Origin of the sequence: Haloplanus sp. CK5-1 (genome assembly GCF_037201915.1) — an archaeon.
GTDB classification, from domain to species: domain Archaea; phylum Halobacteriota; class Halobacteria; order Halobacteriales; family Haloferacaceae; genus Haloplanus; species Haloplanus salilacus.
In genome coordinates this window covers 1,224,514-1,237,582 of sequence record NZ_CP147505.1, presented here as the reverse complement: position 1 = coordinate 1,237,582, position 13,069 = coordinate 1,224,514, and the positions used below count along the sequence as shown (strand labels likewise).

General features: G+C 66.4%; 11 protein-coding genes. 6 read left to right on the top strand and 5 right to left on the bottom strand.

Features of this window, described 5'->3' with window-relative positions; genetic code table 11:
* Nucleotides 1-8: 8 nt before the first annotated feature.
* The 4 genes from NBT81_RS06590 to NBT81_RS06575 all read right to left on the bottom strand — a co-directional run bounded on the left by NBT81_RS06590 (nucleotide 9) and on the right by NBT81_RS06575 (nucleotide 3,044).
* Nucleotides 9-266, bottom strand: coding sequence for a DUF7520 family protein (locus NBT81_RS06590; RefSeq protein ID WP_338741957.1), 258 nt, complete (start codon nucleotides 264-266; stop codon nucleotides 9-11).
* A gap of 181 nt (nucleotides 267-447) precedes the next feature.
* A complete protein-coding gene (locus tag NBT81_RS06585) occupies nucleotides 448-2,187 on the bottom strand; it encodes a cbb3-type cytochrome c oxidase subunit I (RefSeq protein ID WP_338742516.1) in 1,740 nt (579 codons plus the stop codon).
* Between the two features lie 136 nt (nucleotides 2,188-2,323).
* Complete coding sequence (locus NBT81_RS06580; RefSeq protein ID WP_338741955.1) at nucleotides 2,324-2,617, bottom strand: DUF6684 family protein; 294 nt, start codon at nucleotides 2,615-2,617, stop codon at nucleotides 2,324-2,326.
* A 64-nt stretch (nucleotides 2,618-2,681) separates the two neighbouring features.
* On the bottom strand, nucleotides 2,682-3,044 hold the full coding sequence (locus tag NBT81_RS06575; RefSeq protein WP_338741953.1) for a DUF7541 family protein: 363 nt from the start codon (nucleotides 3,042-3,044) through the stop codon (nucleotides 2,682-2,684).
* A gap of 91 nt (nucleotides 3,045-3,135) precedes the next feature.
* On the opposite strand from NBT81_RS06575, the gene NBT81_RS06570 reads away from it, so the two are divergent.
* On the top strand, nucleotides 3,136-3,891 hold the full coding sequence (locus tag NBT81_RS06570; protein ID WP_338741951.1) for a GNAT family N-acetyltransferase: 756 nt from the start codon (nucleotides 3,136-3,138) through the stop codon (nucleotides 3,889-3,891).
* Between the two features lie 101 nt (nucleotides 3,892-3,992).
* Nucleotides 3,993-5,492, top strand: a complete 1,500-nt coding sequence (locus tag NBT81_RS06565) for a sodium:solute symporter family transporter (RefSeq protein ID WP_338741949.1) — start codon at nucleotides 3,993-3,995, stop codon at nucleotides 5,490-5,492.
* A gap of 119 nt (nucleotides 5,493-5,611) precedes the next feature.
* Here NBT81_RS06565 and acs read toward each other — a convergent pair whose 3' ends face one another.
* Complete coding sequence (gene acs / locus NBT81_RS06560) at nucleotides 5,612-7,609, bottom strand: acetate--CoA ligase (protein WP_338741947.1); 1,998 nt, start codon at nucleotides 7,607-7,609, stop codon at nucleotides 5,612-5,614.
* A gap of 205 nt (nucleotides 7,610-7,814) precedes the next feature.
* Between acs and NBT81_RS06555 the strand changes: the two genes are divergently transcribed.
* The 4 genes from NBT81_RS06555 to NBT81_RS06540 all read left to right on the top strand — a co-directional run bounded on the left by NBT81_RS06555 (nucleotide 7,815) and on the right by NBT81_RS06540 (nucleotide 13,048).
* Nucleotides 7,815-9,587: a 2-oxoacid:acceptor oxidoreductase subunit alpha gene (locus tag NBT81_RS06555; RefSeq protein ID WP_338741945.1), complete on the top strand. Its 1,773-nt coding sequence runs from the start codon at nucleotides 7,815-7,817 to the stop codon at nucleotides 9,585-9,587.
* Entirely contained in the window at nucleotides 9,584-10,447 is an 864-nt protein-coding gene (locus NBT81_RS06550; protein WP_338741943.1) for a 2-oxoacid:ferredoxin oxidoreductase subunit beta, read from the top strand. The genes NBT81_RS06555 and NBT81_RS06550 overlap by 4 nt, the downstream gene beginning before the upstream one ends.
* A gap of 72 nt (nucleotides 10,448-10,519) precedes the next feature.
* Nucleotides 10,520-11,743, top strand: coding sequence for an MFS transporter (locus NBT81_RS06545; protein WP_338741941.1), 1,224 nt, complete (start codon nucleotides 10,520-10,522; stop codon nucleotides 11,741-11,743).
* A gap of 69 nt (nucleotides 11,744-11,812) precedes the next feature.
* Nucleotides 11,813-13,048: a digeranylgeranylglycerophospholipid reductase gene (locus tag NBT81_RS06540; RefSeq protein WP_338741938.1), complete on the top strand. Its 1,236-nt coding sequence runs from the start codon at nucleotides 11,813-11,815 to the stop codon at nucleotides 13,046-13,048.
* The last annotated feature ends 21 nt before the right edge of the window (nucleotides 13,049-13,069 follow it).

Genomic DNA, 13,069 nt, shown 5'->3' with positions numbered 1-13,069 from the left:
AAAGGTCTTTATCCATCGTCGCGTCGCGAGACGACGGCGACGAGCGACAGCGGAAGCCCGAGTGCGACCGCGACGGTCCCCACGCCGTAGACGGCGAACCCGACGCCGGTCGGTGGGAGGGGAACGAGGAAGAAGAGCCGGGGTGCGGCCCCCATGTCGACGACCTCGCCGAGGATGAACCCGAGTGCTCCGGCGATGAGCACGATGGCGGCGTAGAGGAACAACACGAACCGACGACCGTTCAAGGGCGTCTGCGTCTCGGGCACGACGTCGGGTAGGTGTCCCGGCGAATTAGCGCTTTCCCTTCCGACCGATGGGCCTTTGCCCGTACGCGCCGTCCTCCGAGCCATGAGCAATACGGACCTCCTCGGACTCATCCTCGGCGGGATCGCACTCCTGATGTTCGTCACCGGAATCCTGCTCGCGACGTAAAAAAACAGCGCGGCCTCAGTCTTCGGCTTCCGCTTTCGCTTCGGTCGTGCCGCCGTCCGTAACCGCTTCCTCTTCGTCGCCGCCGTCGGCGAGGGCCGTCTCCTGTTGGTTCTCGAACCACTGCCACTCGTTGGTGTACATGCCGTCGTCGCGGAGGTTCCACGGGTCGCCGTCCTGAACCTTGGGACCTTCCAGCCACGAGACGACGAAGTTGTACGTCCAGACGAGGCCGCCGATGAACATCAGCACCGCGCCGAGGGTCGCCACCTGGTGGAAGGTGGCGAACTGGGGCAGGTACGTGGCGTACCGTCGGGGCATCCCGCCGTAGCCCAGAACGATCATCGCGAGGAACGTGATGTTCGACCCGATCATCCACGTCCAGAAGTGGATCTTCCCGAGGCGGCGCTGGTACATCCGCCCGGTGAACATCGGGAACCAGTAGTAGAGGCCGGCGAAGCCGGCGAAGGCGATGGCTCCCATGACGACGTAGTGGAAGTGCCCGACGACGTAGTACGTGTCGTGGAGCACCAGATCGACCGGGATCGATGCCAGGAAGACGCCGGTGACGCCACCGAGGATGAAGTTGGAGACGAAGCCGACACAGAACAGCATCGGCGTCGTCAGGCGGATCTTCCCGTTCCAGAGGGTCGTGATCCAGTTGAACGTCTTCACCGCCGAGGGGATGGCGATGGCCATCGACACCGCCATGAACGACGCGCGCAGTCGGGGGTCCATGCCGGTGGCGAACATGTGGTGGGCCCAGACGCCGAACGAGAGCACGCCGATGGCGAGCGTGGAGTAGACGACGAACTTGAATCCGAACAACCGCCGTCCGGAGAACCGCGGGAGGACGTAGCTAACGATGCCCATCGGCGGGATGACGAGGATGTACACCTCCGGGTGACCGAAGAACCAGAACAGGTGTTGCCACAGCATCGTCCCGCCGGCCTCTATGGCGAAAAAGGTCGTCCCGAGGTTCCGGTCGAGGAGGAGCATGATCAGCGCGCTTCCCAGCAGCGGGAAGGCAAAGAGGATCAGCCCCGACTGGGTGAGGATGGTCCACGAGAAGATGTCGAGGTTGGCCCACGTCACCTTATCGCCGCGTTCGGTGAGGATGGTCGCGATGAAGTTGATCGACCCCATCGTCGCCGAGACGCCGGTGAGGTGGAGGCCGAGGATCATCAGGTCGACGCCGGCGTTGGCCTGACTCCCGGCGCCGACGCCCGCCGACAGCGGCGTGTAGAGCGTCCACGCCGTCTGGGCGGGGACGATGTCGCCGAGGGGGAAGAAGCCGGCCCAGATGAGCAACGCGCCGGGTGGAAGCAGCCAGAAGGCGATGGCGTTGATGCGGGGGAAGGCCATGTCGTCCGCGCCGATGAGGAGCGGAACGAGGTAGTTCGCGAACGCCGCGATGATGGGCGTCCCGAACAGGAACAGCATGGTGATGCCGTGACTCGTCAACAGGGAGTTGTAGAACGAGTTCGACAGGAGCGTCATCCCCGGATCGAGCAGTTCGATCCGCATCAGCATGATCATCAATCCACCGACGACGAAGGCGATGACGCCGTAGGCCCCGTACAACAGTCCGATATCCTTGTGGTCGACCGTCGTCAGCCAGCGGCTGATTCCGGCGGGTTTCTCCTTCGAGACGTACCCCGACTCGCCGGTCGCGCCACCACTCCCGAGCGGCGTGTACGACCGCCAGTCTTCGATCTGCGCGAGCCACGCGGCGATGATCACGAGGAAGAGCCCCATGACCACCGTCAACGCTAACTGTCCGGTGATCTGCATGGGCGTTGCTCAGGAACCCAGGGTTAAGAAATATTCGGGTCCGACGTGGGCCGCTCCGGCCGGGGCATCCCGCCGTCGGGCGGCGGTCGGGTCGCCGGGATTACTCCTCGTGGTCTTCGATCGGTTCGGCACCGTCGACGGTCGATCCACCGGGGAGATACGCCGGCGACTCGCTTTCGCTCGACCCGATAGCTTTCGCCGACAGGTAGGTGAGCAGAGCCAGTAGGACGAACGGCATCACGATCAGGGCGTACTGGAGGGTCCTGAAGGTCGTATCGACGCCGAACGGGTTGTACACGGTGTACCCGACGATGAAGAAAAAGAGGAGGAACAGCGGGATGAAATTCACTATCAGATCGAGGAACATCTCCCGGTCGAACACTTTCGTCGCCATAGTCGACCCATGGTACACCCCGAACAAATAGGTTTTCATCGCCACGCAGTCGGTGCGAGTGCCGTCAGATCGGCTCTCCTTTGGGGACGAACAGTTCGCCCCCGATGCCGGCGGCGGCCAGGAACCCCCCGGCCGTGATGATGGCGTACCCTCGGGTCACGAGGTTCAGGTCGGTGAACGCGAGGACCCCGCCGACGGCGAACAACAGGAGCGCGAACGCGCCGAGGGGCCGCCACGGCGTCTTTGCGTACCCCGACTCGCGGAGCATCCCGGTCACGCTCCCACAGAACAGGAGCAGTCCGGCGACGGCGACGGCGAACACGTCGAACAGGATTCCGAGTTCGGCGATGGGAATCCCCAGCGCGACGAACAGCGGCCACGGACTTGCCCGCCGATACTGATCGCTCAACCCCGGTTGCTCGTCCATATCGGGGGTAGGACTGCGAGCGTAGAAAACGTGTCGACACGTCGCGTCGGACGGCAACCATTTAAGACTCGGCGTCGCCCACGTGCCTCGTATGGATATCCGCGAGGCTACGACGGCGGACATCGAGGGGATCAGGACGGTCGCCCACCACTCCCTCGCCGCATCGTACGGACACGTTCTGGAGGACGACATCATCGGACAGGCCGTCGAACGGTGGTACGACGAGGCGACCCTCGCCGACGACCTCGACGATACGGACTCCGAGTTCCTCGTCGCGACCGACGGCGACGACGTCGTCGGCTTCGCCCAGTGTTACGTCGTCGACCGTCGCGACGTGGTCGGCGAGATCGACTGGCTCCACGTCGAACCCGACAGCCGGGGGAGCGGCCTCGGGAACCGACTGCTGTCGGCGCTCGAACGGCGACTCCTCGAACACGGCGTCGGCCGGATCGAGGGCCGCGTCCTGGCGGACAACGAGGCCGGCACCGACTTCTACGAGAACGAGGACTTCGAGGCCGTCGGCGAGCGGACGGTCGAGATCGGTGGCGAACCGTTCGTCGAACGCCTCTACTCCAAGTTCCCCGACGCCGGCGGTCGACAGGTTCTCACCGAGGCCGCGACCCTCCCCGACGGTCGGCAGGTGTACGCTGCCCTCGACGAGAGCCTCCGTGGTTCCGACGGCCCGTTCTACACCGTGTATCTCGACCGGGGCCGCGACGAGCGCTACGGCTACCTCTGTGGAAACTGCGACAGCTTCGCCGTCTCGATGGACACGATGGGTCGCGTCGTCTGCAACGACTGCGAGAACCGCCGCAAGCCGACCCGGTGGGACGCCAGCTACCTGTAGCGGTGATTACCCGGTTATAACACAAACTATTACACCGTCGGCCACGCACCGGCGGACATGCACGCTACCGGAACGGCAGATCGACCCGGAGGTGACGGGACGTGGTGACGACGACGCCGGTTCTCGGACTCGTGGTCGTCGTGTTAATCGCCTTCGCCGCGTTCGGCGCGTGGTTCGCCCGCGGTCGCATCGAGACGGTCGAGGATTACATCACCGCCCGGAACTCCACCGGCGGCGGAGCGCTGACCGCGACCCTCGTCGCCTCCAGCATGGGAGCGTGGATCCTCTTCAGTCCCGCCGAGGCGGGGGCGGCGTTCGGCGGCGTGACCGCCGTCGCCGGCTACGCCGCCGGATCGGCGCTGGCACTCGTCGCCTTCGCGGTCCTCGGTCCGCGGATTCGGGAGCTGATTCCCGACGGCCACAGTCTCACGGAGTACGCCTACGCCCGCTACGGGACGGCGATGTACGGCTACGTCCTGCTGGTGAGCGTCGCCTACATGTTCGTCTTCCTCGCCGCCGAGTTCACCGGCATCGCGAGTGCGCTCTCCCTGCTCGCTGGTGTCCCCGGTTGGCAGACGGCGACGGTCGTCGGCGTCACCGTCCTCGCGTACACCGGTTATGGCGGCCTCCGAGCGAGCATGGTCACCGACACCGTCCAGACGATCCTCATCCTGCCCCTGTTGATCGTCAGCGTCGTCGTTACGCTCCTCTCGCTCGGCGGTACCGGAGCCGCCCACGCCGCGATCGTCGACGCCTCGCCCGACCTGCTGGCGGTCGGGTCGCCGACCGGCGTGGAGTTCGGCGTCTACGTCGTCGTCGCCGTCGTCGGCGCAGAGATGCTGAACCAGGCGTGGTGGCAGCGAGTGTACGCCGCCCGCGACGAGCGGACGCTCCGACGCTCCTTCCTCGTCGCCGCCGTCGCCGTCGTTCCCATGGTTCTCCTTGCCGGCGTGTTCGGCCCCGTCGCGGTCGGTCTCGGCCTCGTCGAGGCACCCGGCGACGCCAGCGTCTCCTTCTTCCTCGTCGTGAACGAGGTGTTACCCGACGCCGCCGTCGCAGTCGTCGCCCTCCTCGCGACCCTGCTCGTCGTCTCCAGTGCGGACACGCTGTTCAACGCCATCGCGAGCATCGTCACGGTCGACCTCCCCCGCGCGTTCGACGTCTCCGACGCCGGCCTGACCGCGGCCGCCCGCGGGGTGACCGTCGTCGTCGCCGCCGCCGCCACCGGCGTCGGCGCACAGGGCTACTCCGTGCTCACGCTCTTTCTGCTCGCCGACCTCCTCGCCGCCGCGACGTTCGTCCCCCTCCTTCATGGCCTCTACTCCTCGCGGGCGTGGTCCGGCGGGGCGCTCCTGGCAAGTGCGGCCGGCCTCGTCGTCGGCCTGGCCTTCTTCCCGCCCGCTCGGGGCGTCCTCCCCCTCGCTGCGCTCCCCGCGGCCTCCTACTTCGTCTCCTTCCTCGGGGCCGCCGCCGTCTCAACGGGGCTGGCGGTCCTGACGGCGCGTCTCGTCGACCGGCCGTACGACCTCACCCGACTCGACCGTGACATCCGCCGACTCGAGGATCCGGAGGCCTCGACCGACGGGGGGACGGAGCGATGACGCTCTCGGCGTTCGCCTTTGCCGCCCTGATCTGGGGGTCGGTGGCACTGGTCGGCGTCGTCTTCCTGTACGAACTACTGACCGTGTGGCGTGACCGGAAAAAGGGAGCCTGATCCCGCTCAGTCGCCGCTGATCTTGCCCTGAATGTCCTCGACGATGTCGGGATTTCGTAGCGTCGACGTGTCGCCCAGTTCGGCCTCGTTGGCGATGTCCTCCAGCAGACGGCGCATGATCTTGCCCGACCGGGTCTTGGGCAGATCGGGCGAGAAGACCACCCGTTCTGGGCGTGCGATCGGGCCGATAGCGTCCTCGACGCCCGCGACGATCCGGTCCCGGAGTTCGTCGTTCTCATCGTACCCCTCCTCGGTGATGACGTAGGCGTACACCGCCTCGCCTTTCATCTCGTGGTCGCCGCCGACGACCGCCGCCTCTGCGACGCCCTCCACGCCGACGATGGCCGACTCGATCTCCATCGTCCCCAAGCGGTGGCCGGAGACGTTGATCACGTCGTCGACCCGGCCGAGGACGGTGATGTAGCCATCGTCGTCGATCTTCGCGCCGTCCTCGGGGAAGTACACCCAGTCCTCGGGGTCGGAACTGTCGGTGTCGGAGTACTCCGCCCAGTACTCCTCGATGTACCGCTCGTCGTTGCGGTAGAGCGTCCGCAGCATGCCGGGCCAGGGCTTCTCGACCGTGAGGTAGCCAGCGCGGCCGGCCTCCACTTCGTCGCCGTTGGTGTCGACGATCCGTGCGTCGACGCCCGGCAGGGGCGGGCCCGCGCTCCCGGGCTTCATCGTCTTGACCCCCGGGAGGGTCGTGACCATCATCCCGCCCGTCTCGGTCTGCCACCACGTGTCGACGATGGGACACTCCTCGTTCCCGATGTGTTTGTAGTACCACTTCCACGCCCGCGGGTTGATGGGTTCGCCGACCGTCCCAAGCAGCCGGAGGCTGGAGAGGTCGTGGCGGTCGGGGTACTCCGCTCCCCACTTCATGAACGCCCTGATCGCGGTCGGCGCGGTGTAGAGTTGGGTCGCGTCGTAGTCGTCGACGATCTGCCAGAGGCGGTCCCGGTCGGGGTGGTCGGGTGTCCCCTCGTACATCATCGTCGTCGTGCCGAGCGCGAGCGGTCCGTAGACGATGTAGGAGTGGCCGGTGATCCAGCCGATGTCCGCCGAGCAGAAGTACGTGTCCTCGGGCTTGATGTCGAGTACCGCCTGCCCGGTCCACGCCGCCCACGCGAGGTAGCCGCCGGTGGTGTGTTTCACGCCCTTCGGTTGCCCGGTCGTCCCGGACGTGTACATCAAGAAGAGCATGTCCTCGGCGTCGCGCTGGACCGGCTCGACCGTCTCGCCCTCGTGGGCGGCGACGAGGTCGGCGTAGGTGCGCTGGTTGTCCGCCAGGTCGTGGCCGAAGCCGTCGCCGTCCAGGAGGCGTTCGGTGACGACCACGTCCTCGACGTGGCCCTCGACGCCGTCGAGTCCCTCGTTGGCCTTCGCGAGGTGGTCGAGCGGATCACCACGGCGGTAGTAGCCGTCGCAGGTGACGAGATACTCGGAGTCGGCGGCGTCCATCCGGGTCGCCAGCGCGTCCGCCGAGAACCCCGCGAACACGACGCTGTGTGGCGCACCGATGCGCGCACACGCGAGCATGGCGATGGGAAGTTCGGGGATCATCGGCATGTACATCGTCACCACGTCGTCCTCGCCGACGCCCAGGTCCCGCAACCCCGCGGCGAACTCGTTGACCTCGCGGTGGAGTTCCTCGTACGTGTACGTCCGGTCGTCCTCGTCGACGGGTTCACCGACCCACTCGATGGCCGCCTCGTCGCCACGCTCGTCGAGGTGCCGGTCGAGACAGTTGGCCGACGCGTTCAGTTCTCCCCCGGTGAACCACTCGTAGAACGGCGGGTTCGAGTCGTCGAGCACCTGATCGTACCCCGCGTCCCAGTCGAGGAGATCGGCGGCTGCCTCCCAACACTCCGGCCAGTTCTCCTCGAACTCCTCGTAGATGCCCGGATCCGAGACGTTCGCCTGGTCGGCGAACGCGTCGGAGGGTTTGAACGCTGCCTGTTCTTCGAGGCGCGCCTCCAGTTCGATGTCGTCGTCATCGGACATATCTCACGATAGATTTTCAAATCATTCGTGATAAACCTACGCCACGGGACCGCGGCGTTTCGGGGCCGAATCGAGTGGCGTCGGCGGCTCCCGGGGACTTTGAGGACCGAAAACCGGGCCACGAAGGCCGAGAACCGTCCGTTTTTGCGGGAATCCGAACTATTCAGAAGGCTTTTGACCGATCCGGCGGTAGGTCGTCCACAGCATGCCTGCGGACTTCAACTGGGCGATCGGTGGCGAGGCCGGCGACGGCATCGACTCCACCGGAAAAATCTTCGCCCAGGCGCTTTCGAGGGCCGGTCGGCACGTGTTCACCTCCAAGGACTTCGCGTCGCGGATCCGCGGCGGGTACACCTCGTACAAGATCCGGACGTCGGTATCGCAGGTCCAGAGCGTCGTCGACCGTCTCGACGTTCTCATCGCGTTGACCCAGCGCACCATCGACGAGAACCTGAACGAACTCCACGACGGGAGCGTCATCATCTACGACGGGGACCGGACGACCATGCAGGACGTCGAGATTCCCGACGGGATGATCGGTCTCGACGTCCCCCTGAAGGGACTCGCCGAGGATGCCGGGGGGGCGATCATGCGCAACGTCGTCGCCCTCGGCGCGGCGTGTGCGGTGAGCGGGTTCCCGATCGAGAACCTCGACAGCGCGCTCGAGAAACGGTTCGGCGACAAGGGACGATCGATCGTCGAGAACAACATGACCGCCGCCCGGAAGGGGCGGGACTACGTCGAAGACGAGTACGACGAAGCCTTCGGCTACGATCTGGAGTGTACCGACGAGGACTACGTCCTCCTGAACGGCGACGAGGCGATCGGCATGGGAGCCATCGCCGGCGGCTGTCGGTTTTACGCCGGCTACCCGATCACGCCCGCGACCAACGTGATGGAGTATCTCACCGGCCGGATCGAACGCTACGGAGGCCACGTCGTCCAGGCCGAGGACGAACTCTCGGCGATCAACATGGCGCTCGGGGCGGCTCGCTCGGGCGCCCGGTCCATGACGGCCACGTCCGGGCCGGGGATCGACCTCATGACCGAGACGTTCGGGCTGGTGGCGACCAGCGAGACGCCGCTGGTCATCTGTAACGTGATGCGGTCGGGGCCCTCGACCGGGATGCCGACCAAACAGGAGCAGGGCGACTTGAACGCCATGCTCTACGGCGGTCACGGCGAAGTGCCGCGGTTCGTTCTCGCGCCGACGACCATCGCGGAGTGTTTCCACAAGACCGTCGAGGCGTTCAACCTCGCGGAGAAGTACCAGATCCCCGTCTACCTCACGGCCGACCTCTCGCTCGCGGTCACCGAGCAGACCTACGCGCCCGAGGAGTTCGACATGGACGCCGTCGAGATCGATCGCGGGAAGGTCGTCGACGAGGAGACCGTCGGCGAGTGGCAGGACGAGGAGGGTCGGTTCAAACCCCACGCTCTCACCGACGACGGCGTCAGCCCGCGGGCGTTCCCCGGGACCGAAGGCGGCGTCCACATGTCCACCGGCCTCGAACACGACGAACTCGGCCGGCGGACGGAGGACACGGAGATGCGCGTCCAGCAAGTCGACAAGCGGAGCCGAAAGGTCGAGACGGCCCGCGACCGGGAAGCGTTCGAACCACGGGAGTTCGGCGACGCGGACGCGGACACGCTCGTCGTCTCGTGGGGGTCGAACGAGGGCGCGATGGTCGAGGCGATGCGCTTTCTCGACGATCGGGGCATCGACGTGCGGTTCCTCTCGGTGCCCTACGTCTTCCCGCGTCCCGACCTGACCGAGGCCGTCGAGGCCGCGGCGGAGACCATCGTCGTCGAGTGTAACGCGACCGGGCAGTTCGCGGACCTGATCGAGCACGACACGCTGACGCGCGTGACACGGCTGAACAAGTACGACGGCGTCCGCTTCAAGGCGGACGAACTCGCGGAGCGGATCGCAGCGGCACTCGGCACCCAGGCGGCCGGAGAGGAGGCAACCCCATGAGTTCCAACGTTCGATTCACCGATTTCAAATCCGACGCACAGCCGACGTGGTGTCCGGGATGTGGCGACTTCGGCACCATGAACGGGATGATGAAGGCGCTGGCCGAAACCGGCAACAGCCCCGACGAGACGTTCGTCGTCGCGGGCATCGGCTGCTCGGGCAAGATCGGAACGTACATGCGCTCCTACGCCATCCACGGCGTCCACGGCCGCGCGCTTCCGGTCGGTGCCGGCGTCAAACTCGCCAACCCCGACGTCGAGGTGATGGTCGCGGGCGGCGACGGCGACGGCTACTCCATCGGCGCGGGGCATTTCATCCACGCCGTCCGCCGCAACGTCGACATGACCTACGTCGTGATGGACAATCGCATCTACGGGCTGACGAAGGGCCAGGCCTCGCCGACCAGCCGCGAGGACTTCGAGACGTCGACCACACCCGAGGGGCCACAGCAACCCCCGGTGAACCCACTGGCGCTCGCACTCGCCGCGAGCGGCACCTTCATCGCACAGTCGTTCTCGACCGACGCCCAGCGTCACGCCGACATCGTCAAACAGGCTGTCGAACACGACGGCTTCGGCTTCGTCAACGTGTTCTCGCCCTGTGTGACGTTCAACGACGTCGACACGTACGACTACTTCCGTGACCACATCGTCGACCTCGCGGACGTCGACCACGATCCCACCGACTACGAGGACGCCCGGTCGCGCATCCTCGACCCCGGCAAGGAGTACCAGGGCGTCCTCTACCGGGACGAGGACTCGGTGCCGTACAGTCGACGACACGGCGTCGACGCGGACATGACAGACGTCCCCGACGGCGCGCCCGAGGACGCGACGGACCTCGTCCGCGAGTTCTACTGAGGGTCCCAGGTCCGGGGGCGATCCGCCTCCGGATGCAATGACTCAAGTCGTGGTTCGGAGTATCCCCCACCGATGGTAACGGTGTCCCGGTTCTACGCGTCGGTCGCCGACGTGGTGACCGACCTCAGGCGTGACGGCTCCGGGTGGGTCCTCCTGTTCGTCTCGCTTGGCTGGTTTCTGACACTCGGCGTGCGCATCGTCTATCCGGCACTTCTCCCGCAGGTGACCGCGGAGTTCGGCGTCGACAACGCGACCGCGGGGCTGTTCATCGGCGTCCTGTGGACGACCTACGCGCTCTTTCAGTTCCCCGGCGGTGCCCTGGCCGACGTCGTCGGGGAGCGATCCGTGCTCACCGGGAGCGTCCTGCTCACGGTCGTCGGCGTCGGAGCCATCTTCGCCTCGACGACGCTGCCGCTGTTCGTCGCCGCGACGATCCTGCTCGGCCTCGGGACTGGACTCTACGGAACCACCCGGATCACGGTGATCTCGGCGGTGTACGAGCGGATGGAGACGACAGCGATCAGCGTGTCGCAGGCGGCTGGCAACGTCGGCAACGTCGTGTTGCCGGCGAGTGCGGGGGCCGTCAGCGTCTACCTCGGCTGGCGGTGGGGATTCGGGATCCTGTTGCCGGTCTTGGTCGTCGCCGCGGTGGGCATCTGGATCGCAGTCCCCCGGCGGTCGTCAGCCCACGACGAGGGTGAGTCGTTCCGGAGGACGATGTCGACCGTCGCCACGGAAGTCAAGCGCCCGCGGGTCCTCTCGGTCACCGTCCTCCTCTCGCTCAACATGTTCCTCTACCAGAGCGTAACGGGGTTCCTGCCGACGTACCTCATCGAGGTGAAAGGGCAGGATCCGGGGACGGCCGCGACGCTGTTCAGCCTCTTTTTCGCCGCCGCGATCGGACTGCAGTTCCTGTCTGGTGTGACGGCCGACCGCTTCGGCAACCGGGTCGCTATCGGGCTGTTTCTCGGGCTCAGCGTCCCGGCGTTCGGCCTGCTCACGGTCGTCGAGACGCTGCCAGCGTTGGTGGGTGTCGTCCTCCTGTTGAGTTGTATGCTCGGCGGGATGCCGCCGGTGAACGCCGCGGGCGTCGGATCGCTCCCCGACGAGATTCGGGGGAGCGGATTCGGCCTCCTCCGGACCGGATACATCGCGTTCGGCGCGATCGGTCCGCCGACGGTCGGGCACCTCGCGGACTACGGGCTGTTCGACGGGGCGTTCCTCCTCCTCGGCGGCGTCGCCCTCGCGACGAGCCTCTGGGGACTCGTCTTCCAGCGGATCGGCGAGGGGGCGTAGCGACCGGCCGGTGGTACGGCACCGACCCCGTTCAGCAAGACTGATTAGCCTCTCGCGGTATCGGAAACCATGTCCGACCGTTTCGACGTGATCGTCGCCGGCGCTGGGCCTGCCGGGGCCCAGTGTGCGCGCGACCTCGCTCAGCGGGGGCACGACGTCGTCGTCCTCGAGGCCGAAGCCGAGGACGGGTTCCCCCGTCAGAGCAACAAGTCGACTGCCGGCACGTTTCACTCCATGATGGCCTCTTTCGGCGTGCCGGACGACGTGGTGATGAACTACACCGACGACGTGGTGCTCGAATCCCCCAACGAACACTACGTCCAACACCAACCCGGCGCGGTTCTGGAGTTCGCGGAGTTCAAACAGTGGCTCGTGAGTGAGGGACGCGACGAGGGTGCGACCTACCGATTCGACGCCCGGGTGAACGGGCCGATCATGGACGACGGCACGATTTCGGGCGTCCGGTACGCGGGCGACGAAGAAGTGTACGCGGACATCGTCGTCGACGCCACCGGGCCGGCCGCCCCCCTCGCGAAGGAACTCGGGGTGAGCGACCTCTCCCGGGAGAAACAGGCCATCGGTGTCGAGTGGGAGATGGAGGGGGTCGACGTCGATCACCCGGAGTACGCCGACCTGACCGACACGATGATGCTCCGGCTGGATCACGAGTACGCCCCCGGCGGCTACTCCTGGATCTTCCACACCGGCGGCGACACCGCGAAGGTCGGTCTCTGTTACATCCAAAACGAGAGCCACGAACGCTACGGCCGCGACGACGCGGGCATCGACGACTACCTCCACCACTGGCTCGAAACCGATCCGCGCTTCGCCGACGCCGAGCGCATCGCCGAGAAACAGCAACACCGCGGCTCGGCCCACATCCAGATGCCCAGACAGCTCTGTACGGACGGGTTCATGGCCATCGGCGACACCGTCCCGACGATCGATCCGCTGTGGGGCGAGGGGATCCACAAGGGGATGAAATCCGGTCGAATGGCCGCCATCACCGCCGACCGCTGTTTCGCTCACGACGACCCCGACACCTCCGCGGAGGCGATGTCGGTGTACAGCAAACTCTGGCACAGCGAGGTCGCCCCACGGATGCGCGAACGACTGCTGATGACGGAACTTCTCTATCTCGCCCCCAACGACCGGTACGACACCCTGATGTCGGACCTCAACGCCACGGACAGTGACACCCTCGCGAAAGCCAACGCGGGCAACGTCCGGGCGATGTTGCGACTGGTCCACCTGCGGGACATGCCGCTCCTCGGGCGGTTCGCCAAGGAACGGCTGGGCGAGTGACTGCGAGATAGCGGCACGAAC

Coding starts and splice junctions, on each gene's coding strand:
- NBT81_RS06550 (WP_338741943.1), top strand. CDS start 9,584: ATGAGTTCCAACGTTCGATTCACCGATTTCAAATCCGACGCACAGCCG.
- acs (WP_338741947.1), bottom strand. CDS start 7,609: ATGTCCGATGACGACGACATCGAACTGGAGGCGCGCCTCGAAGAACAG.
- NBT81_RS06555 (WP_338741945.1), top strand. CDS start 7,815: ATGCCTGCGGACTTCAACTGGGCGATCGGTGGCGAGGCCGGCGACGGC.
- NBT81_RS06580 (WP_338741955.1), bottom strand. CDS start 2,617: ATGGCGACGAAAGTGTTCGACCGGGAGATGTTCCTCGATCTGATAGTG.
- NBT81_RS06585 (WP_338742516.1), bottom strand. CDS start 2,187: ATGGGGCTCTTCCTCGTGATCATCGCCGCGTGGCTCGCGCAGATCGAA.
- NBT81_RS06545 (WP_338741941.1), top strand. CDS start 10,520: ATGGTAACGGTGTCCCGGTTCTACGCGTCGGTCGCCGACGTGGTGACC.
- NBT81_RS06575 (WP_338741953.1), bottom strand. CDS start 3,044: ATGGACGAGCAACCGGGGTTGAGCGATCAGTATCGGCGGGCAAGTCCG.
- NBT81_RS06570 (WP_338741951.1), top strand. CDS start 3,136: ATGGATATCCGCGAGGCTACGACGGCGGACATCGAGGGGATCAGGACG.
- NBT81_RS06540 (WP_338741938.1), top strand. CDS start 11,813: ATGTCCGACCGTTTCGACGTGATCGTCGCCGGCGCTGGGCCTGCCGGG.